The sequence below is a fragment of the Methylomonas sp. TEB genome, from assembly GCF_047777895.1.
In the GTDB taxonomy this organism is placed as follows: Bacteria; Pseudomonadota; Gammaproteobacteria; order Methylococcales; family Methylomonadaceae; genus Methylomonas.
The window spans coordinates 4,410,446-4,431,874 of record NZ_CP180476.1; the positions used below are offsets into that span (position 1 = coordinate 4,410,446).

Annotated in this window: 21 protein-coding genes and 1 other RNA gene; 8 read left to right on the top strand and 14 right to left on the bottom strand. The window is 54.2% G+C overall.

The window, feature by feature from the left end:
• Positions 1–18: 18 nt before the first annotated feature.
• The 4 genes from ACMXD4_RS19965 to orn form a co-directional block, all read right to left on the bottom strand.
• Positions 19–408 (bottom strand): group I truncated hemoglobin, encoded by a 390-nt coding sequence (locus tag ACMXD4_RS19965; RefSeq protein WP_171697483.1) that lies wholly within the window; start codon positions 406–408, stop codon positions 19–21.
• 157 nt (positions 409–565) lie between these two features.
• Complete coding sequence (gene serS / locus ACMXD4_RS19970; RefSeq protein WP_415879170.1) at positions 566–1,837, bottom strand: serine--tRNA ligase; 1,272 nt, start codon at positions 1,835–1,837, stop codon at positions 566–568.
• A 42-nt stretch (positions 1,838–1,879) separates the two neighbouring features.
• The gene (gene crcB, locus ACMXD4_RS19975; RefSeq protein ID WP_171697481.1) at positions 1,880–2,587 is read right to left on the bottom strand and encodes a fluoride efflux transporter CrcB; all 708 of its coding nucleotides are present in this window, start codon (positions 2,585–2,587) and stop codon (positions 1,880–1,882) included.
• Positions 2,587–3,132, bottom strand: a complete 546-nt coding sequence (gene orn / locus ACMXD4_RS19980) for an oligoribonuclease (protein ID WP_171697480.1) — start codon at positions 3,130–3,132, stop codon at positions 2,587–2,589. Before orn ends, crcB begins: the two co-directional genes overlap by 1 nt.
• Before the next feature lie 89 nt (positions 3,133–3,221).
• Between orn and ACMXD4_RS19985 the strand changes: the two genes are divergently transcribed.
• The 7 genes from ACMXD4_RS19985 to ACMXD4_RS20015 all read left to right on the top strand — a co-directional run bounded on the left by ACMXD4_RS19985 (position 3,222) and on the right by ACMXD4_RS20015 (position 10,842).
• Positions 3,222–4,472, top strand: coding sequence for a M48 family metallopeptidase (locus ACMXD4_RS19985; RefSeq protein ID WP_171697479.1), 1,251 nt, complete (start codon positions 3,222–3,224; stop codon positions 4,470–4,472).
• Positions 4,472–5,383 carry a ribosome small subunit-dependent GTPase A gene (rsgA, locus tag ACMXD4_RS19990; protein ID WP_171697478.1) on the top strand — a complete coding sequence of 304 codons (912 nt, stop codon included), beginning with the start codon at positions 4,472–4,474 and terminating at the stop codon, positions 5,381–5,383. Before ACMXD4_RS19985 ends, rsgA begins: the two co-directional genes overlap by 1 nt.
• A 122-nt stretch (positions 5,384–5,505) precedes the next feature.
• Positions 5,506–7,533, top strand: coding sequence for a thiamine pyrophosphate-dependent enzyme (locus tag ACMXD4_RS19995; RefSeq protein ID WP_415879171.1), 2,028 nt, complete (start codon positions 5,506–5,508; stop codon positions 7,531–7,533).
• Positions 7,534–7,542: 9 nt separating this feature from the next.
• The gene (locus ACMXD4_RS20000) at positions 7,543–8,646 is read left to right on the top strand and encodes a 2-oxo acid dehydrogenase subunit E2 (protein WP_415879172.1); all 1,104 of its coding nucleotides are present in this window, start codon (positions 7,543–7,545) and stop codon (positions 8,644–8,646) included.
• Between the two features lie 30 nt (positions 8,647–8,676).
• A complete protein-coding gene (locus ACMXD4_RS20005) occupies positions 8,677–8,943 on the top strand; it encodes an acyl carrier protein (protein ID WP_415879173.1) in 267 nt (88 codons plus the stop codon).
• A gap of 52 nt (positions 8,944–8,995) precedes the next feature.
• Positions 8,996–9,853, top strand: coding sequence for a hypothetical protein (locus tag ACMXD4_RS20010; protein ID WP_415879174.1), 858 nt, complete (start codon positions 8,996–8,998; stop codon positions 9,851–9,853).
• Positions 9,850–10,842, top strand: coding sequence for a polysaccharide deacetylase family protein (locus ACMXD4_RS20015; protein WP_415879175.1), 993 nt, complete (start codon positions 9,850–9,852; stop codon positions 10,840–10,842). The genes ACMXD4_RS20010 and ACMXD4_RS20015 overlap by 4 nt, the downstream gene beginning before the upstream one ends.
• A 71-nt stretch (positions 10,843–10,913) precedes the next feature.
• On the opposite strand, the gene ACMXD4_RS20020 is transcribed toward ACMXD4_RS20015, so the two are convergent.
• The 8 genes from ACMXD4_RS20020 to rluC all read right to left on the bottom strand — a co-directional run bounded on the left by ACMXD4_RS20020 (position 10,914) and on the right by rluC (position 16,621).
• Positions 10,914–11,252: a histidine triad nucleotide-binding protein gene (locus tag ACMXD4_RS20020; RefSeq protein ID WP_415879176.1), complete on the bottom strand. Its 339-nt coding sequence runs from the start codon at positions 11,250–11,252 to the stop codon at positions 10,914–10,916.
• An 8-nt stretch (positions 11,253–11,260) separates the two neighbouring features.
• Positions 11,261–11,857 (bottom strand): recombination mediator RecR, encoded by a 597-nt coding sequence (gene recR / locus ACMXD4_RS20025; RefSeq protein ID WP_415879177.1) that lies wholly within the window; start codon positions 11,855–11,857, stop codon positions 11,261–11,263.
• Between the two features lie 2 nt (positions 11,858–11,859).
• The gene (locus tag ACMXD4_RS20030; protein ID WP_026147014.1) at positions 11,860–12,183 is read right to left on the bottom strand and encodes a YbaB/EbfC family nucleoid-associated protein; all 324 of its coding nucleotides are present in this window, start codon (positions 12,181–12,183) and stop codon (positions 11,860–11,862) included.
• A 16-nt stretch (positions 12,184–12,199) separates the two neighbouring features.
• Positions 12,200–13,792: a DNA polymerase III subunit gamma/tau gene (dnaX, locus tag ACMXD4_RS20035; RefSeq protein WP_415879178.1), complete on the bottom strand. Its 1,593-nt coding sequence runs from the start codon at positions 13,790–13,792 to the stop codon at positions 12,200–12,202.
• 33 nt (positions 13,793–13,825) lie between these two features.
• Positions 13,826–13,922, bottom strand: an RNA gene (gene ffs / locus ACMXD4_RS20040) — signal recognition particle sRNA small type.
• 117 nt (positions 13,923–14,039) lie between these two features.
• Positions 14,040–15,023 (bottom strand): signal peptide peptidase SppA, encoded by a 984-nt coding sequence (sppA, locus tag ACMXD4_RS20045; RefSeq protein ID WP_171697468.1) that lies wholly within the window; start codon positions 15,021–15,023, stop codon positions 14,040–14,042.
• Positions 15,024–15,030: 7 nt separating this feature from the next.
• Positions 15,031–15,678 (bottom strand): HAD-IIIA family hydrolase, encoded by a 648-nt coding sequence (locus tag ACMXD4_RS20050; protein WP_171697467.1) that lies wholly within the window; start codon positions 15,676–15,678, stop codon positions 15,031–15,033.
• A complete protein-coding gene (rluC, locus tag ACMXD4_RS20055) occupies positions 15,662–16,621 on the bottom strand; it encodes a 23S rRNA pseudouridine(955/2504/2580) synthase RluC (protein WP_171697466.1) in 960 nt (319 codons plus the stop codon). The genes ACMXD4_RS20050 and rluC overlap by 17 nt, the downstream gene beginning before the upstream one ends.
• A gap of 418 nt (positions 16,622–17,039) precedes the next feature.
• Between rluC and ACMXD4_RS20060 the strand changes: the two genes are divergently transcribed.
• Positions 17,040–19,274, top strand: a complete 2,235-nt coding sequence (locus tag ACMXD4_RS20060) for an Rne/Rng family ribonuclease (protein WP_171697465.1) — start codon at positions 17,040–17,042, stop codon at positions 19,272–19,274.
• Between the two features lie 65 nt (positions 19,275–19,339).
• On the opposite strand, the gene ACMXD4_RS20065 is transcribed toward ACMXD4_RS20060, so the two are convergent.
• Positions 19,340–20,224, bottom strand: a complete 885-nt coding sequence (locus tag ACMXD4_RS20065) for a carbon-nitrogen hydrolase (RefSeq protein ID WP_171697464.1) — start codon at positions 20,222–20,224, stop codon at positions 19,340–19,342.
• Positions 20,225–20,239: 15 nt separating this feature from the next.
• Complete coding sequence (locus ACMXD4_RS20070) at positions 20,240–21,271, bottom strand: agmatine deiminase family protein (protein WP_415879179.1); 1,032 nt, start codon at positions 21,269–21,271, stop codon at positions 20,240–20,242.
• Between the last annotated feature and the right edge of the window lie 158 nt (positions 21,272–21,429).

Consider the following 21,429-nt stretch of genomic DNA (forward strand, 5'->3'; position numbering starts at 1 on the left):
CAGGTAGCGGAACCCATTCTATTTTCCCAGCACTTCGCCTCTAACGCTTTCCACCAGTGCCGCGGCTTCCGCGATGAGTTCGGCAGGCACATTCAGCTCTTGCATAGTCGCGCCCAGATGCTCCATGACGGCGTCGAAATGGGAGTCGTTCAAACCCATTTTTACCAAGCGAGCGTGGCCGTCGCGCAAGGAACGTCCGGTGTAGTTGTTGGGACCGCCGAAAGCCACCGTCATAAAGGTTTTTAAATGCTCGGCTTGTTTAGCCATGTCGGTTCTTTCAAAAAAGCGGTTGATCCGAAAATCCCCCATCACTTTGCCGTAAAACACATCTACTGCGGCATTCACCGCCGCTTCGCCGCCGATGCGTTCATACAAAGATGGTCCTTGCACTTCATTTGCTTCACTCATAATACCCCCTCGTTATAGTTTTAAATTTACGAGGCATCTGTTAAATCGGCAAACTATTGATTTTCGACTGATTTAACGGCCTCGGCGGCGATAATACCCGATGATAGTTTCGTATCCAAACTATTTCACTGCCGCCAAAGACCTGACTGTTTATAAGTTATTGAATCTTTTCGATACCGCCCAAATAAGGCCGTAAAGCCTCCGGCACGGTGATGGAGCCGTCTTCGTTTTGATAATTTTCCATAACCGCTATTAAGGTGCGGCCGGCTGCCAAACCGGAACCGTTCAAGGTATGCACCAACTCCGGCTTACCGGTTTCCGGATTGCGCCAGCGCGCTTGCAGGCGACGGGCCTGGAAATCCTTGAAGTTGCTGCAAGACGAAATCTCGCGGTATTTCTGCTGGCCCGGCAACCAGACTTCCAGATCATAGGTTTTGGAAGACGAAAAGCCGGTGTCGCCCGCGCACAGCAACACTTTGCGATACGGCAAATTCAACTTTTGCAAAATAGCTTCGGCGTGCGCAGTGAGTTCTTCATGAGCCTGCGCGGAGGTTTCCGGCGTGACGATTTGCACCAGCTCGACTTTTTCGAATTGATGCTGACGGATCATGCCGCGCACGTCGCTGCCGTAGGCACCGGCTTCACTGCGAAAACACGGCGAATGACATACGAATTTCAGCGGCATCTGCTTGGCCTCGACGATCACATCGCGGACGATATTGGTGACCGGCACTTCGGCGGTCGGGATCAAATAAAACGTCGGATCGTTTTTGACGGTGAAAAGATCGGCTTCGAATTTGGGCAATTGGCCGGTGCCGCGTAAGCTATCGGCATTGGCCAAAAAGGGCACATAGGTTTCCTGATAGCCGTGCTCGTTGATATGCGTATTCAACATCAACTGAATGATAGCGCGCTGCAAGGTCGCGAGCTTGCCGGCCAACACCACGAAACGGGCGCTGGCGATTTTCGCACCGAGCTCGAAATTCATCCCTAACGGCTCACCCAAATCGACATGGTCTTTGGGGGTGAATGAGAACTGACGCGGCTCGCCCCAACGACTGACTTCCTGATTATCTGCATCGCTTTTACCAGCAGGTACTGCTTCATCGAGAATATTGGGGATGCCTTCCAATAGCACGCTCAATTGATTTTGAATGTCGTTTAACTCGGATTCCGCTGCTTTCAGTTGATCGCCCAAATCCGCGACTTGATCCAGCAGGGGTTGCACGTCTTCGCCCTTGGCCTTAGCCTGGCCGATGGCTTTGGAACGGGTGTTGCGTTCGTTTTGCAGTTCCTGAGTTTTGACCTGCACACCTTTGCGCCGGTCTTCCAGGGCTTGATAGGCAGCGGCATCGAATTGAAAACCGCGTCTTTGCAGCTGTTGCACAACCAGTTCCAGGTCGCTTCTAAATAAACGGGGGTCTAGCATGATGTTAAAGATCCTGAATTGAAAAAAGAGATAAAACGACGGCTATACCTGCTTGCCCAGCCACAAGCCGGTCCACAGTGCGGCGGCGCAAAACACGATGTTGCTTAGAAAAACGGTCAGCATCGCACCCATGTGCGATTCGAAGGAATGACCACTTTCCAGAAGGTAGAGAATCAAATATAAGCCGGACAGCGTGATGAACAAACCAATCAGAACGGTCACCAAAATTGCCCGGTATTCTATTGAAATGGACAGTTTGTGCATCAACACCGTGGCGACGATGCCGATCAAAAACGCGCCGATGCCATTAACCAGCGTCAATGCATAGGGAAACGGCCAGTCGAACACACGAATTGTGCCCTGCGAATAGAAAAACAAGCCTTTGCCTAGCGCCAAACCGGCCCATACCGCTAACAGGCAACCGAACACGCTGGCTACAATATTCAGACCGGCCTTGCTTAGTTGTCCCTGTTCCAGCAAATAAAAGGTTTCCAGAGAAAAGCTGGAAAAAGTGGTAAATCCACCCATCACGCCGACCAGAATCGCGGTGCGGTATTCCAAGGCAATCGTCAGACGTTGCAGAATCAACGCTTCGGTCATCAGCCCGATCAAAAATGAGCCTAGCAAATTGACAGTCAAGGTGCCGTAAGGAAAGCCCCGGCCCAGCCACAGATACACGCCGCTGGAGGCCAGATAGCGCAACATGGAGCCGATGGCGCCGCCCAGAGCGACCGAGAATAATTGCAACATCAGAATTTAAAGAACGTTTCCCGGTAGTACCGTAATTCTTCGATGGACTCGATGATGTCGTCCAGGGCTTTGTGCGAGGCTTGTTTGTTAAAGCCATCCTTTAACTGCGGCGCCCAGCGCGCGGCTAGTTCCTTAACGGTGGAGACGTCCAGGTTGCGGTAATGGAAATAGGCTTCCAATTTGGGCATGTAGCGATAGAGAAATCGCCGGTCCTGACAAATGCTGTTGCCGCATATCGGTGAAGTTTTTGCAGGTACCCAGTGCTGCAAAAATTCAAGCGTACGCAATTCCGCTTCGGCCGCATCGATTTTTGAATCCTTGACCCGTTGAATCAAACCGGATTGACCGTGGTGCTTCTGATTCCAATCATCCATCGCCGCCAAGGCTGCATCGGATTGGTGTACCGCCATCACCGGCCCTTCGGCCAGGATATGCAGATTTTTATCGGTGACTACCGTGGCGATTTCGATGATCAGATCGTTATCCGGGTCTAAGCCTGTCATTTCCAGATCGATCCAGATAAGATTGTCGGCATCTTGAGCCATTTTCATTCCATGGTATTAATAATGTTGCGGCAAATTGTAGCATTAGCTAATCTGTACCGCTAATTGTTAACCCCACCTACATAGGCTTGATGAACACGTTTACTGGCATTTTTTTAGCGGCTTTAGTCCTTTCCTACGGCATCCAATTCTGGCTGGCGATGCGCCAGAAATCCTATGTTTTACAGCATCGTGAACAGGTGCCTGCAGCCTTTAAAGACCGGGTGTCGCTCAGTGCGCACCAAAAGGCCGCCGATTACACGATAGAAAAAAGCAAACTGGGCGACATCGACAGCGTGGTCGGCATGGTATTTCTGCTGGCGCTGACCTTGGGCGGCGGCATCAGCCTGGTATTCGACTTCTGGTCCACCTTCGATTTATCGCCGCTGATGTCCAGTTTGCTGTCCATGGCCAGCATTTTTCTGCTGATGACCGTGATTGAAATCCCGTTCAGTTTGTACCAAACCTTTGTCATCGAAGAAAAATACGGCTTCAATAAGAGCAAACTGCCACAGTTCGTGAAAGACCAACTGATGTCCATGGGCTTGACGCTGGCGATAGGCTTGCCGATTCTGGCGCTGATTCTGTGGGTAATGGACAGCATCGGCGGCCTCTGGTGGCTGTATGCCTGGGCCATCATCATGAGTTTCTCGCTGTTGATGAGCTGGCTGTTTCCTACGTTGATAGCGCCGCTGTTCAACAAATTCGAGCCAATGCAGGAAGGCTCGTTGAAGCAACGCATTCAGGGTTTATTGGAACGTTGCGGCTTTAACAGCCAAGGTATTTTCATCATGGACGGCTCGCGCCGTTCCGGCCATGGCAACGCCTATTTCACTGGCCTGGGCAATAACAAGCGTATCGTGTTCTTCGATACGCTGGTGAATTCATTGGACGAGGAAGAACTGGAAGCAGTGCTGGCACACGAGTTGGGCCATTTCAAATGCAAGCACACCATTAAAATGCTGGTGGCTTCGTCGGTGATGACCTTGATCAGCTTTGCAGTATTAGGCTGGCTAATCACCCAGGACTGGTTTTTCGACGGCCTGGGCGTCAGTACCCATTCCAACGCTGCAGCACTGTTGCTATTTATGCTGGTATCGCCGGTTTTCACCACGTTTATGCAGCCGATCAGCGCCTATTTTCAACGTAAATTCGAGTTCGAAGCCGACGACTTTGCCACCCGCAACGCCCAAGGCAGCAAAATGATCAGCGGCTTGGTGAAACTTTACGAAGAAAACGCCAGCACGCTGACCCCCGACCCCTTGTATTCAGCATTCCATTACAGCCACCCGCCCGCCGCGATCCGCATAGCGCATATCGAAGAAAAGATGCAGTCCGCCTGATGGCAGACTTGCACCAGGGTTTGGTCGTCGCCCATCTCGGCAAAGGCATTGCTGTCGAGGTGAACGACGATGCCGGTTTAGCCGCCGAGCAGCTCGTGCTTTGCCAAACACTGCGCAAACTGGACACCGTGGTGGTCGGCGACAGGGTGCTGCTATCGATGTCCTCACCCGAGCAAGGCCGCATAGAGCAAATACTGCCCAGGCGCTCGGTGTTGCAACGCCCCAGCCGCGGCAACGACACGCGGCCGGTAGCGGCTAACCTGGATACCATTTTCGTGGTCTTCGCCGCCGAACCGGAATGCGATTTTCTGCTGCTGGATCAATACCTGGCAATCTGCGAAAACTGTAATATCGATGCGGCGCTAGTGCTGAATAAAGTCGATCTGCCACTCTCCACCATAGTTGAAGAAGGCTTAGCCTATTATCAAAGTTTGGGCTACAGCTTACATAGAGTCAGCGCCAAACAAGCGCTTGGTATTTCGGGTCTACAACAGGCTTTGGCGCAGCAGACCAGCATGTTCGCCGGCCAATCCGGGGTTGGAAAATCGTCTTTGACAAATGCGCTATTGCCGGACCGGAATCTAAGAACCAACACTGTCTCGGAAATCACCCGCCACGGCCGCCATACCACCACGGCAGCAACGCTTTACCATTTACCGGGCGGCGGCGATCTGATCGACAGCCCAGGCGTCGCGATATTTGGCTTGGCGGGGTTGTCGGAAGGGCAACTGGCTTGGGGTTATAGAGAGTTTCAGCCGCACATCGGCAAATGTCGCTTCAACGACTGCCGGCATGTCAACGACAAGGATTGCGCGGTGCGGCTAGCGGTAGAAGCAGGCCAAATTGCCGCAGAGCGCTACCAGCGCTTCTTAAAACTCAGAGAAAAGATGCCGCCGGGCAATCGCAACTAGTCCCTTCCAACACATGATTCTGCATTCCGGACCAGCTCAATCCCATCTTGCGTGCTACAGTAGGTTCGCGTAAATTATATTCTTTTGACTAAAGCACTAGCCAAGACCGCCGGAACCAATACATGGATACACACACAGTAGCTCGCCTTCCGGACGATAAAACTTGGCAAGTGCCGGGCTTCACGCGCGACCAGCACGGCAAGCCGCAAATCGGCCTCGACCCGGAAAGTCTTTATGCATATGGCCACCTGATTCGTCTGACCGAAGAACTGGTGCTGGATCAATTTTCCCGCGGCTTGGTCTCAGGCACCACGCACACCTGCATCGGCCAGGAGCTCACCGCATTATCGGTGGTGCGCGCCTTGGATCATCCCGATGACGCCGTCCTTTCCAATCATCGTAACCACGGCCATTTCCTGTCGTACTCCGGGGACTTCGTCGGGCTGGTCGGCGAAATTATGGGCCGCGAGGCCGGCGCTTGCGGCGGCTGGGGCGGCAGTCAACATCTGGTCCATCGCAATTTTCACAGCAACGGCGTACAGGGTGGCATGCTGGGCATAGGTGCCGGCCTGGCTTTGGCGCGCAAGCTGCAAGACAGCGCCGGAATCGTGGCCGCCATCATAGGTGACGGCACGCTCGGCCAGGGCTTGGTCTACGAAGCCATGAATCTGGCATCGGTCTGGAAAGCACCGCTGTTGGTCGTGGTCGAGAACAACGGTATTTCTCAGACTACCGTCAGTCGCGACAATCTGGGCGGCGACATCCAAGCCCGTGGCGCGGCATTCGGACTACCCACCTGGCGCCTTGCCGACAATGATCCGGAATTTTGCCGTAAAGTAGCGGAAGTAGTCAGCGCAGTGCGCGCGAGTCGCGGCCCCGGCTTCCTGGTAATCGATACCCGGCGGATGGGCCCGCACAGCAAGGGCGACGATCTTCGCGATCCAAATGAACTTGCAGAAATTCACGCCCGCGATCCCTTGGCCGCATTGGCCAAGCAGTTGCCGGCAGATACGCTGGCAACTATCGACGCCCGCAATCGCGAGTTCGTGGAAATCGTACGCCAGGCCGCCAACGCCTCCCCGGAAGCCACGCTCGCCGAAACCCCGACCCACATCTTCACCGCCCAACTTGAACACCCAACCCCCAGCTATCCGCCAATTGCGGCGGGCAGCAACGTGCGACAGGTTTTGAACACTGCCTTGCAATTTCTGCTCAAATCCGATCAACGCACGCTATTAATCGGCGAGGATCTACACGACCCCTATGGCGGCGCCTTCAAAGTAACGCAAGGCTTGTCCAGCGAATTTCCCGGCCGCGTCATTTCCACGCCGATCAGCGAGGCAGGCATCACCGGCTCGTCTATAGGCTTGTCGCTCGATGGCTACCTGCCGGTCGTGGAAATCATGTTCGCCGATTTCCTGTCGCTATGCCTGGATCAACTGCTCAACCACGCCGTGAAGTTTCCGGGCATGTTTGCCGACACGTCGGTACCCATCGTCATCCGCACCCCGTGTGGCGGCCGGCGCGGCTACGGCCCCACGCATAGCCAAAGCCCGGAGCACCTGTTTACCTCGGTACCGGGCCTGACCGTGGTTTACGGCAGCCATAGACACAATGTTGCCGAACTGTTAATCGACGCGGTGCTGCGCTGGCACTACCCGGTGCTGTTTCTGGAACACAAACTGCTGTACGGCGAAAAAATGGACCCGGCGGATTATGCCGCGCTGCCGGCCACGGATGATGTCGCTACCCACCTGTTCCCTACATTACGTCGCGGTGCAAACGAACCTGACGTCACACTGGTAAGCTACGGCGGCATGCTGACGATGACCGAAGCGGTGGCGAACAGACTGGAAAGCGAAGAAGAGCTGGAAGTTGAGATCGTCTCGCCGTCGCTGCTGTCGCCGCTGCCGCGAGAATCGCTGATCAAGCATATGGCCACCCGAGAATGCGTGGTGGTGATCGAAGAATCTCACCACGACTTCGGCGTCAGCGCCGAAATCGCTGCCGCTTTGCTCGAATCCGGATTCAAGGGCCAGTTTCTGCGCATCGGCACGCCGCCCGTGCCCATCGCCTCCGCCCGCAGCCTGGAGCGCAGCATTATTCCCGACGAACAATCGATCATCGAGAAAATTCTCGACCTTTTTTAAAGGACAGCCATGCCCACTTTCCAAACCGTCCCCTGCGTGAACATCAACGACGAGTTCGTGGACGTCGTCAGCATCGACGTCAAGCAAGGCGAGTTCATCAATAGCGGCGACGTGGTCGCCACCGTCGAAACCGACAAATCCATGATAGACGTGGTCGCTGAACAGGACGGGTACGTGCTGCGAATCGACTGCGAACCGGGACAGAAAATCCGCGTCGGTGCCGTGATGTTCTGGCTGGGTGAGACGCGCGACGAAGCGATCCCGGAAGAAACCAAGGACACTTCGTCAACAGCAAGCGCCGCGCGCCAACCCACGGCAAAAGCCAGAGCCATGCTTAAGGAACTGGACATCGACCCGTCCCGCGTCCCCGTCAGCGGCGAGCGTCTGTCGGTGGCCGACATCGAAGCATGGCTGAGCAAGGGCGGTAAGCCCGGTAAAGCCGCAGTATCCACTCAAACGGTAAACCGCCGGGAAGACACGCCGACCGTTGCAGGAGACTTGCAGGAATTGTCGCCGGAAGCGGCAGGGATGCTGCATACAGTTGCCTGGCATCGAGATTTTGCGGCCTCAGCCTATCTGGAAGTCGAATACGACCCCAAACCTTGGGAAGAACGCGCCGCCGTCTATGCGGCGGAGCACAAATTGATGCTCTCGCCCTTGCTGCCGTTGATGGCCTTTCGTTTGGCGGAATTGGGCCGCGAACGCCCTATAATAAACTCCACGATAGTCAACGGTCAGCGCTTCCAATACACACCCGTCAATATCGGCTTTACCGTGCAGGCCGGCGCGATGCTGTATCTAACCGTGGTACGCGACACGCAAGACATGGACGCGGCACAATTCATCAGCGCCCTAGGCGAGGTACAACGCCACGCGATGGCGCACAAGCTACCGCCGCAAGAAGCCACCGGCGCGACCTTGTCGTTTTCGAGCATGGCACGCTGGAATGTCAGCCGCCACACCCCTATTCTTCCGCCGCAGACAGCGCTGATCGTCGCTCACGCCGCACCGAAAAATTCGGATAAGGCCGTGTTGGGCGCCACTTACGATCACCGCGTTCTCACGGGTTTTGACGTCGCACAGGTGTTGCTAGCGTTGTCCCGTCCGGCATAATCACTCACATAAACCACAGGCCACCGATAGATGAACCTAAATCCCGACGAGATTAAAGCCGCGATACGCGCCAAGGTAATAGAACTAGCCAAAGCGCTGGACATGGACGCCTCGGGCGTTACTGACGACGACATCCTGCCGGCCACCGGTCTGCTGGATTCCGGCGCCATTCTGGAACTGGTGGTCTGGTTTGAGGCCAGCTACGACTTTCGGATCAAACAGGAAGACATGAACATCGACAATCTCGGCTCGATTAATGCGATGACCGACTTTCTGCTGTCCAGCAAACAAGCGTAAGCCAAACAATCTACCGCAGCCTATTTGATGCAACCGCGCTGAAGGAATAATCATGGCCATGCCAACGCTGGAACCGATTCAAGACGGCGACCTGCTCGCTTTCTGCCAATTTCTCACGGAACACCTCAGTTCCGAGCGCAGCGCCGAACAATGGGCTCAAGCTTTCCAGCAAAACTGGGGAGTCGCAAAGCCCAACAACGGTTTTCTGATCCGCGACGAAGGCAAAATTGTCGGTGGCATCGGCGCGATTTATGCGGAGCGGATCATTCACGGCAAACCGGAACAATTCTGCAACATCACCAGCTGGTGCGTGCTGGAGGCCTTCCGCTCGCAAAGCATGCGGTTGGCGATGGCTGTCGTGTCGCAGCCCGGCTTCCATTTCACCGACCTGACGCCGACGGAAGTGGTATCGAAGACGCTACAGTTCCTGAAGTTCAAGCCCATGAACGAACGCCACGCACTGTGGCCCAATCTTCCCTGGCCATTTGCCAGCCTTGGCGGCGTACGTGTAATTACTGATCACGATGCTATTGAACAGGCGCTTGCGCCCGCCGATGCCAAGGTATTCCATGACCACCGGCATCTGCCCTGGCTTAGACACTTGGCAGTTGGAAAGCCAGGCGCGTATTGTCTCGTGACCTGGAAACCGAACCGATTAAAAGGCGTCCCCGGCGCGCTGGTGTTGGGATTCAGCGATCCCGAGCTGTTTTTGATTTACCGCCGGACTATCGGCTGGCACCTGTTAAAAAGCGGCTGCTTTTACACGCGGGTCGAATCGCGCCTGCTGCCCCGGCTACCACTGCTCTGCCACGAACTGGCCGGCTACCGCAACAAAGTCTTTCGCAGCGACACCCTGGCTGAAGCCGACATCAGCAACTTTTATTCCGAGATCGTGGGGCTAAACCAGTGAGCGAACGAAAACCGATTCGCGTAAACAGCGAAACCCGCCCCATCTTGTCGGTAGTCATCCATACCGAGGAGGAGTTCGATTGGAACAAGCCGCACGACAGGCAGGCCACCGGCGTTAAGCATATGCGCCACATCGACCGTGCACAGAAGGTTTTCGACAGTTTCGGAATCGTGCCGAATTACGTGATCGACTATCCGATTGCTTCGCAAGAAGAAGCCTTCGGTCCGCTCAAAGCCTACGCCGATTCCGGCCGAGCGCTGATTGGAGCGCATTTGCATCCCTGGGTGTCGCCACCGCACGATGAAGCGCTCAATGCCCGCAACTCCTATCCCGGCAACCTTCCGCGCGCGTTGGAGTATGAAAAACTCAGGATGCTCACCGAACAAATCAAAAGCTCGTTCGGCACCTCGCCGTTAACCTATCTGGCGGGCCGATACGGCTTCGGCCACAACACCGGCGAGATTCTCGAAGAACTGGGCTACGAGGTCGACATCAGCGTGGCCGCGTCTATCGATTACAGCGCCGACGGCGGCCCGGACTACTCCAGCTATACCAGCGACCCGTTTTGGTTTGGCAGCCAGCGCCGTCTGCTTAGCTTGCCCGGCTCGGGCGGTTATGTGGGAACCCTACGCGCCGGCGGCACGCCGCTTTACCGACGCTTGATGCACCCTTGGCTGCGCAAGGCAAAAATATCCGGGGCCGTCGCCAGGCTGCGATTGCTGGAACGAATTAGGCTATCGCCCGAAGATTATAGCGAGCCTGAAATGCGCCGCTTAACCAAATCCTTACTGGCAGACGGCGTGCGCATCTTTGTATTCAGCTTTCACTCGCCGTCGGTGATGCCCGGCGGTACGCCTTACGTGAACAGCGATGCGGACCTTGAAAGGTTTCTGGAAAAATGCCGGCGCTACTTCGACTTTTTTATGCGGGAATTGGGTGGCACGACCATGACCCCGCTGGAGATCAAGGACTGGCTGGAACAGCATTGATGCCCCTGCAAGCCGCACAAACACAAAAAAGCCGCGAATTACGCGGCTTTTTTGTGCTTTTTATATCCGGGTTAACCCGGTGGCCAATGCATTTGCCTGCCCGCTAGCAGGTGCAGATGTAGGTGATGTACTGTCTGCCCGCCGTCGTCGTTGCAGTTGAACACCGTTCGATAACCGCTTTCCGCATACGCCAACTGGCCGGCAATTTTAGCGGCAGTCTGTAACATCAATCCACCCAGCAAGGCATCGTCCAAATCATTTAAATTAGCGACGTGGCGCTTAGGGATGATTAACACGTGCAAGGGCGCTTGCGGATGTATATCCCTGAACGCCAGCAGTTGCTCATCCTCGTAAACCACATCTGGTTTGATGTCACCAGTGGCCATTTTGCAAAACAGGCAATCGCTCATGTGTCCTCCTAAAATTCGCGGCGACCGTTGAAGGCGTGCGCCAAAGTGCCGCTGTCGATAAACTCCAGCTCGCCGCCCATCGGCACGCCGTGAGCAATGCGGGTGGCACGGATATTGAATTTGCCGGCGACTTCGCCGATGAAATGCGCGGTAGCCTGGCCTTCCACGGTGGAATTGGTCGCCAGAATGATTTCCTTGATTTGCCCGCTCGCCATACGCGCCTCAAGTAGCTCAAAACCAAGCTGATCGGGACCAATGCCATCCAACGGCGACAAGCGGCCGTGCAATACAAAGTATTTGCCCTTGAAGGTGGTGGCTTGATCGATCACCCAAACGTCAGCGGGGCTTTCGACGACACACAAGGTTTCCGAATCGCGTAACGGGTTGGCACAGACCTCACACAATTCGGCTTCGGTCAAGGTCTGGCATTCGCGGCAATGGCCGATTTCGTTGACGGCCCTAGCCAGCATTTTGCTGAGCTGCAAGCCGCCATCGCGATTGCGCTGCAATAGATGAAAAGCCATGCGTTGCGCCGATTTCGGCCCGACGCCGGGCAGGCAGCACAGGCTTTGGATCAACTCTTTCAGCAAACCCTGGTTTTGCATGTTTAGAATGGCATTTGGAAACCGGGTGGAATCGGGATGCCGGCAGTAACATCGGCCATTTTTTCTTTTTTCATTTTGCCGACTTTATGCACAGCATCGTTGATTGCCGCCGCCACCAAGTCTTCCAGCATGTCTTTGTCATCGCCGACCAAAGACGGATCGATGCTGACCTTACGCACCTCGCGTTTGCCGGTCATCACTATCGTCACCAAGCCTCCGCCTGACTCGCCTTGCACTTCCATCGCACCCAGTTCTTCCTGGGCTTTTTTTAAGTTGTCCTGCATTTTTTGGGCTTGTTGCATGATGCCCGCTAGCGCATTTTTCATCATCGTCTCTCCAATATTAATTCAGTGGCTCGATACTACCAGGCATAATTCTGGCGCCGAAGGTATCTTTCAAAGCCTGCACATTTTCATCGTTATTAATGCTATCGACCGCCGCTTGCTGCCGATCTTCGCGCGCTTTTTGAATTTCCAGTGCCGGTGTCATTTGCTGCTCTACTTGCTTGCTTATCACCAGTTTTAACGGTTTACCGTAATAATTTTGCAATGCTACCCTTAGGTTGTCCTCGGCTTTAGTCCCGACTTGCTGGAAGCTCGGATCGAGCAGCAAGTGGCAACTGCTGTCGTCGATCCCGTCCAACACGCAGTTATTCGCCAGTTCGCGGGTACGCCCGCTGATATTCAACGCGGCTATAATCTCGGTCCAATTGCTCGGTTTGACGACTTGTGAGACTGATAACGGACGCAGCTCTTCGATGGATTTGGCGCTGCTCTCCGCAACCGGCGCCGGCGTACTGGCAACCGACTTAACGACCGGCGGTATGGCCGGCTCAAGCGTTTGGGCTTCCGCAGTTTGGGGCCGGAAAGTCAGCATCCGCAGCATGACCATTTCAAAACCGCTACGCGGATCGGGCGCCAGCGGCAAATCGCGTTGGCCAAGCAAGCCAATCTGATAATACAGTTGCACGTCTTCGGGCAATAAAGTCTTGGCTAGAGTGTCCAATAATTGCTTATCAAATTCCTGATCGACGAAATCCGGCATTTGCTGTAACAACGCGACCCGGTGCAATACCCGCAGCATCTGCTGCAAAATATCGGCGAAATCCGGCGTCAACTCGGCGACATCGGCGATTTTTGCCAGCAAGGCCCGCGCATCGCCTGCCGCCAAAGCCTGCAACATGTCGTCGATAGGCTGTTGAGCCACCGTGCCGAGCATGCCGATCACCGCTTCCGCCGTGACGCTGCCGCTACCGTAAACGATGGCCTGATCCAGCAAGCTCAAGCCATCGCGCAAGCTGCCGTCAGCGGCTCTGCCCAACATTTTTAGCGCGGCAGGCTCGAAGGCAATTTGCTCCTGGCCCAAGATGAACTGCATCTGCGCGTCGATTTGCTCCGGCAACAATCGTTTTAGATTAAATTGCAAACAGCGCGACAATACCGTGACCGGAATTTTATGCGGATCGGTGGTAGCCAGCAGAAATTTGACGTGCGGCGGCGGCTCTTCCAGGGTCTTTAGCAAGGCGTTAAAGCTATGCCCGGACAGCATGTGTACTTCGTCGATTAAATAGACTTTGTAGCGGCCTTGATTGGGGGCGTATTGGGCATTGTCGAGCAGATCGCGGGTATCTTCGACTTTGGTGCGGGAGGCGGCATCGACTTCTATCAAGTCCATGAACCGGCCTTGCTCGAAATCCCGACAAACCTGGCATTCGCCGCAAGGGTTGAAATCTTTTAGATCTTCACAGTTGATGGCTTTGGCGAGAATCCGCGCCACCGTGGTTTTGCCGACGCCGCGGGTGCCGGTGAACAGATAGGCATGATGCAATCTATCATGTTGCAAGGCGTGCATTAGCGATTGGCTAACATGCTCCTGACCGACAAGCTGCTTGAAGTTGCTGGGACGCCATTTTCTGGCAAGAACCTGATAAGCCATTAGCAACGCGGAAAGGCAAGAGTTGGGCGGCTACTGCGCCAGCCACATCCCGGCACACGAGTCCGCTGCTACCGTTGCTTCCTTCCGGACCTGGCGGGGTTTACAGCGTATCGTTGCGAGAGGACCGACACAGTAACCATAAAACATCAGCGAGACGCTGAGGAGTGGCGCATTATCCATAAAAGCTGATCGATAAGCAACTGTCTTGCCAAAAATTAAGTAAATAACTTGGATAATGTCCGCCGGACTACTGCATCGTCGGCACAGGCAAACGGCTGGCGATAGCATGACCAAATGAAGCGCCGAACTTGCCGGCCAAGCGGTCGATCAGGCGCTCTTGCGGCGTAAAGTTTACTTTCTCCTCGGTGCCGAAGTGGTCGCGGGCCACGCTATCGACGCTACCGAAATCATCCGCCAATCCCAGCCTGACGCCTTCCGCGCCGGTCCAAATCAGCCCGGAGAACATCTCGGGCGCTTCGGTTTCCTTCAAACGCTTGCCGCGTCCTTCCCGCACCGCACCTATAAATTGTTGGTGTACTTGGTCGAGCAATGACTGCATATGCTTACTTTCTTGCTGATTGACCGGCGAGAACGGATCGAGCATGGCTTTATGCGCGCCGGCGGTTAACAAACGCCGCTCCACGCCCAGTTTGTCCAATACATTAGTAAAGCCAAAGCCGTTCATGATGACGCCAATAGAGCCGATGATGCTGGCCTGATTGACGAATATTTTGTCGGTAGCCGAGGCCACATAATAACCGCCGGATGCGCACATATCGCCCACCACCGAATAAATCGGCAATTGAGGATGCTTGGCTTTCAAGCGCCTGATTTCATCGTAAATGTAAGCGGATTGCACCGGACTGCCGCCGGGTGAGTTGATATTGAGGATGATACCCTTGACATTTTTGTCCTTGGCCGCATCACGTAAGCCCTCGATCACCACATCCGCACTGGCGGCCTCACCTTCGACAATCTGCCCGAGCACATCAACGATAGCCACATGCTCGGAGGTGCCGGACTCGATATCCTCCTTGAATTTCGGATAAATCGCTATACCCAGCACAACGGCCAAATAAGCAAACGTCAGCAACTTGAAAAATATTCCCCAACGGCGCGCCGCTTTCTGCTCGTCGATCGCGGCAAACGCCAATTTCTCCAGTACCGATTTTTCCCAACCGGGACTGTTTTCAGCAATATCTCCGGGAACATCTTGTTTATTCTCCACCATTTGTCTCCTATATGATACCGATTAAGTCGGTGGGGTAGTTCACACACAACAAGGGATTGTATTTTTGCAAGGTTGCCGCGGAATGCGCCCCGCAAGTGACACCGACTGACGCGACCTGGGCATTTAGAGCCATTTGCAAATCATGCACCGAATCGCCGACCATCAAGGTGCGCTGTTTATCCACACCCAGTTCAGCCATGATTTCATCCAGCATCAGCGGATTGGGCTTGGAAGCCGTTTGGTCCGCACAGCGCGTAGTACAAAACAAATCCGCCGCACCGGTCGCATTCATTGCTGCATGCAAACCCGCGCTTTTCTTGCCGGTCGCCACAGCCAGACGATACCCTTGGTCACGAAACTGCTTCAACATTTCACGCACACCGGGAAACAAGTCGTCAGGACCGATTTGCTTGCTAAAAAAGGTTTCCGCGTAATCGGTAGCGATCTTTTGCCGGATCTCGGGCTCTTCAGTCGGAAACAGTTGCTTCATCGCATTTTCGATGCTCAAGCCGACGATGTCTCGGACCGCCTGCGCTTCCGGCACGGCACATTCACAACTCCTCGCCGCTTGTTGGATGCAATGCACGATCCAGTCCACCGAATCCATTAAAGTACCGTCCCAATCAAAAATGATTAAATCAAAGCGGTTTTTCATGATTCAGCAATTCTTGTAAATCCTCGGGTAATGGTGCGGTAAAGTGCAGCAAGTCGCCACTGACCGGATGCGCAAACTGCAATTGTTCGGCGTGTAAAAACAGACGCTTGTATCCACGCTTTTTAAAGGCTTTATTCTTATCGTCATCGCCATAACGATCATCGGCCACAATCGGATGCCCCAGCCAAGCAGCATGCACCCTAATCTGATGAGTGCGGCCCGTTTTAGGCGCGGCATGTACTAAGGTGACATCCTGAAACTGCTTCAGCCGCGTAAACAAGGTCTCGGCGGATTTACCGGCCTGGCTGACCACCACCATGCGCTCGCCGCCCTGGGCGACGTTTTTTAACAGGGGCACCTCGACTAATTGCTTCTTGCGTCGGAACTGCCCAACCAATAAAGCCAAATAGGTCTTCTGGATACCATCGCCGCGAAAAAGTTCATGCAATAGCTTCAATACTGAACGCTTCTTGGCAATCAACAAGCAACCGGAGGTTTCCTTATCCAGCCTATGCACCAATTCCAAAAACTTCTGTTGCGGCCGAACCTGTCTTAGCCCCTCGATCACGCCGGAACTGACGCCGCTACCGCCATGCACGGCAAAGCCGGCCGGCTTGTTCAGCACGATAAAGCCGTCGTCTTCGTAAAGAATGTGGTTTTCCAGGCTGAACTTCAAGGTGGGTTGGACGATGATTTCGTCTTTTTTTTCCGCGACTCTGACCGGCGGAATTCGCACAATATCGCCCAACTGCAACTTGTAACTAACGTCGATCCGGCCTTTATTGACCCGCACTTCGCCCTTTCTGACCATGCGATAGATGCGGGTTTTGGGGACGCCTTTGAGATAAGTGATCAGAAAATTATCGAGCCTTTGTTCGCTGTTTGCCTCGGTAATCTCCAGCCATTGGACTTGCGGATTGGTCTGATTTTCTGCGGTATTCATGCGGCAAATAATAACAACATATCCGCCAGCCATGTTTAAAATTGCTGCTGTCAATAAACATTGCTATATTAGGCTAGTTTATCTTTGGATAGACTTTAGCTATAAAAATTTAAAGACCGGGGTTTCAGCGTTGTGTCTTCGCGCTGACCTAAAAGAATTTTTTCGGGTTTTATCGCTCAACCCATGATGAGCGAGCTGCATCCTTAGAATAGAGTTCGGTATAACAGACCTCCCACTTTTCAAGCGCCACCCTCGGCAATGCCGATAACCCGCTGCGACAATTACTACAACTAATTGCAGTTTTCCGTCAGTCTGGCCGCTCACTTAAGTACATATGGGGAAACACGCCGCCTTTATCCGCGACAACCAAACCTGTTTAAGCTCTAAGTAGGATACAAATTACAATAAGGATAATTTAATGAAAAGAATGCTTATCAACGCCACGCAGCCCGAAGAGCTGCGAGTGGCATTGGTAGATGGTCAGAAACTCTATGATTTCGACATCGAAGTTCCTTCAAAAGAACAAAAAAAATCCAACATTTATAAAGGTATCATCACTCGGGTAGAACCCAGCCTAGAAGCCGCCTTCGTTAATTACGGCGCCGAAAAACACGGCTTCCTACCGTTTAAGGAAATCGCCCCCGAATATCGGACCGGCGACAGCGAAGAGGGTAAATCCTCCAAATCCAATATTCGCGAAGGCCAGGAAATCGTCGTTCAGATTGAAAAAGAAGAACGCGGCAACAAAGGCGCGGCGCTAACGACTTACATCAGTTTGGCCGGCACCTATTTGGTACTGATGCCGAACAACCCCAAAGCGGGCGGCATTTCCCGCCGCATCGAAGGCGACAACCGCAGCGAACTGCGCGAAACCATGGCCGCGCTGGAAATCCCGGACAGCATGGGCTTGATCATCCGTACCGCCGGCTCTGACAAAAACGTCGAAGAACTGCAGTGGGACTTAAACTACCTGCTGCAACTGTGGGAAGCCATCGACCGCTCCAGCACCGAGCAAACCGCGCCCTTCCTGATTTTCCAGGAAAGCAACGTCATCATCCGCGCCCTGCGCGATCACTTGCGCGGCGACATCGACGAAATCCTGATCGACCAGGAAGGCGCCTTCAAACTGGTGCACAATTTCCTGAAACAGGTGATGCCGCATAATCTGCATAAGGCCAAACTGTATCAGGACAGCGTGCCGCTGTTCAGCCGTTACCAGATCGAAACCCAGATCGAAATGGCCTATCGCCGCGAAGTGTCTCTGCCTTCCGGCGGTTCGATAGTCATCGATCACACCGAAGCCTTAACTTCTGTGGATATCAACTCGGCGCGCGCCACCAAGGGCAGCGACATCGAGGAAACCGCGCTGAACACCAATCTGGAAGCGGCCGACGAAATCGCCCGCCAATTGCGCTTGCGCGACTTGGGTGGTCTATTCGTCATCGACTTCATCGACATGATGTCGAACAAAAACCAGCGCGAAGTGGAAAACCGCCTGCGCGACGCCTTGAAAATCGACCGCGCCCGTATCCAGACCGGCCGCATCTCCCGCTTCGGTTTGATGGAGATGTCCAGACAGCGTCTGCGTCCCTCGTTGGGCGACTCGACGCAACTGACCTGCCCCCGCTGCAAGGGTCAAGGCACGATCCGCAATGTCGAATCGGTAACGCTGGCCGTATTGCGTTTGATCGAGGAAGAAGCGATGAAAAAAGGCACCGAGCGCGTCATCGCCCATTTGCCTATCGATTGCGCCACCTTCCTGCTCAACGAAAAACGCGCGGCGATTCAGGAAATCGAAACCAGACTGCAAGTCGGCATCATCGTGCTACCAAGCAAACACCTGGAAACCCCGTCTTACGATATCGAACGCATCAAATCCGCAGGCGAAAGCAGCGAAGAAAAAGCCAGCCATTTGCATATCAAGGAAGAAGACATCACGGTACCGGAATTTGCCAAGCAGGCCGGCCCTAAAGCCGAAAAAGCCGCGATTAAGGAGTTTTTACCGGACTCCCCCGCCCCCGTACAAAACAAAAAGACCTCTGCCGGTCTAATTCAACGTTTCTGGCAGCGTCTGATCGGGAATAGCAAAGCCGCCGAAAACGGCGAAGCCTCTGAAAAAAGCAACGAAGACAAACCCAGATCCGGCAGAAACAATCGCCGGGACCGTGGTGATCGCGGCGACAGAGGAGAGAGGGGCGAGCGCTCAGCATCAGGCCGTAACAACAACCGCCGTAACAACAATCGCCGTCCGCCCAACAACCCGGCAAATACCGAAGCTACGGGCAGCGTCCCAGTCGAGCCAAAGCAAGCCGTGGTGATTGACCAGGAAAATACCGACGACGCGACTACAACCGCAAAAAGAGAAAACGGCAACGGTGGCCAAGAACGCAGCCGCCGCAGCCGCAGCCGCAGACGTGGCCCGCGCAACGGTGGCGAGAGACGCCCCGAGCAAAGCGCCGGTGGCGAAGCGGGCGAAAATAGCTCAATAGGCAATCAAGGCGGCGAACGTCCAGCCCCAGCTCCAAGCTATTCCGAAAGCGGCGAAGCCAGCAGCCAGCCGCGCTCTTATGACAGAGAGTTCGCCGAGCGCAGCAACAATCGCCACAGCGAAACACCTCAAGAACCTGTCAGCCGCAGCGCCAGCGAAGACTGATAAAAAAGCCGGACAACAGTTCTAGCTGTTGTCCGGCTTTCTCAAAGCGCTGACATCATCAGCGTTTAATCGATAAACCGTCTCTTCAAATCCGCATACTCATCTATCCGGCGATCTCGCAGAAACGGCCAGATGCGTCTGACGTCCTCGCTGCGCTGCGCATCAAGCTCGGCGAATAACAACACATCTTGGCTTTCGTCGGCACTGGTTAAAATCTCACCTTGCGGGCCGGCGATAAAGCTATTCCCCCAGAACCGAATGCCCGGCGCCTGATCCGGCGCCGCTTCGAAACCGATACGATTGCAGGAAATCACCGGAATGCCGTTCGCCACCGCATGCGCCCGCTGCACGGTAATCCAGGCATCACATTGGCGTTGTTTTTCGGCCGCATCGTCCTCGGGATTCCAACCTATAGCGGTGGGATAAATCAACAAATCAGCACCGGCCAACGCCATGAGCCGCGCCGCTTCCGGATACCATTGATCCCAGCAGATCAACACCCCCAACTTGCCTATCGACGTTTCTATTGGCGTAAAACCCAAGTCGCCAGGCGTGAAATAAAACTTCTCGTAAAAACCCGGATCGTCAGGGATATGCATTTTCCGGAAGGTGCCGGCGATGCTGCCGTCCTTGTCAAATACCACCGCCGTGTTGTGGTACAAACCCGGCGCACGTTTCTCGAAAATGGTCGAAACGATCACCACCTTATTGGCCTTCGCCACTTCAGCCAGCGTTTCGCAAGTTGGGCCGGGAATCGGCTGCGCCAAATCAAAACACCCGGTGTCTTCGCTTTGGCAAAAATAATGGTCCAGATGCAGTTCCGGCAGAACCACTAAGTCGGCATTTTGTTGGGCGGCTGTTTCGATTTGACTAATCGAATAAGCCAGATTGGTTTCCCGGCCGCGATTGCAGGGCTGCTGCACGGCGCAGGCGATAATCGATTTTTTCATGAGTCGGACAGATGCTTAGAAATTCAATTTAACGAACGCCGGCACCTGCATGCTGGCGCAATGCAAACTACCGTATTGATGCACCAGCGACCGGCATGGCGTGGCGATGATTTCGTGATTGGGGAAGCAGCCTTTCAAGCGTTCCAGCGCCACCGCATCCATAGCATCCTCATAAACCGGCACCAATACTGCGCCGTTGATAATCAGGAAATTCGAGTAATTGGCCGGCAACTGCTGGCCTTGTTCATCGAAAATCGGTTTTGGTAATGGCAGCGCCACCAACCGATAGGCATCGCCACCTTCTGTCTTAAAGGTTTTGAGTTGCGCTTCCATATTTTTCAGGCTTTCGAAATGCGGATCTTCACTGTCGTCGCAACTGGTATAAGCAATAGTGTTGGCATCGCAAAACCGCGCCAGCGTGTCAATGTGCGCATCAGTGTCGTCGCCGGCCAGATTGCTTTGCTCGACCCACAAAATCCGCTTCGCGCCCAAGTAGTTTTGCAACTGCCCTGCAATGGCGGCTTCCGACAAATCCGGATTGCGGTTGGGGTTGAGCAAACAATTTTTGGTCGTCATCAAGGTGCCTTGCCCGTCCGACTCCACGCTGCCGCCTTCCAGCACCAGATCCAGCGTGGCAGTGGGATGACCTTTAAAAATCGGATGCGCAAACAGCGCCAGATTCAAGGCATCGTCGGCCGCATGCGGATATTTCTTGCCCCAGCCATTGAATCGAAAGTTAAGCAACTGCACGCTGGCTTTGGGATGCTGCCACTCCATCGTCAAAAACACCGTATCCCGCAGCCAAATATCATTGTAATCGGCCTGCAGCATATGAATTTTATCGTTGTGACCCAGTTGCGTCTGAATATGCTGCTGATGCTCGCCGTCCTTGCAAATAATCACCAAGGGCTGAAACCGGCTGATAGTGGTGGCGACAAAATGATAGGTGTCTTCGACGGCGGACAGATTGGTAAAGTCGCCGCTGTGATGCGGCCAAGCGATGATAACGGCTGATTGTGTTTCCCATTCTGCTGGAAAGCGAATCATGAGTACTCCCTGGATAATGTGGCTTTGAGAAATAATGCCTTATTGTATCAATGCTGACCGGTTAGGCCTATTCCACGGAATTTTAAATGTAATCGGTGCATGTTTGGATACGGAGGCAAGGTTCCAGAGGTTTGCCACTAACACCGAGAAACAGTTGG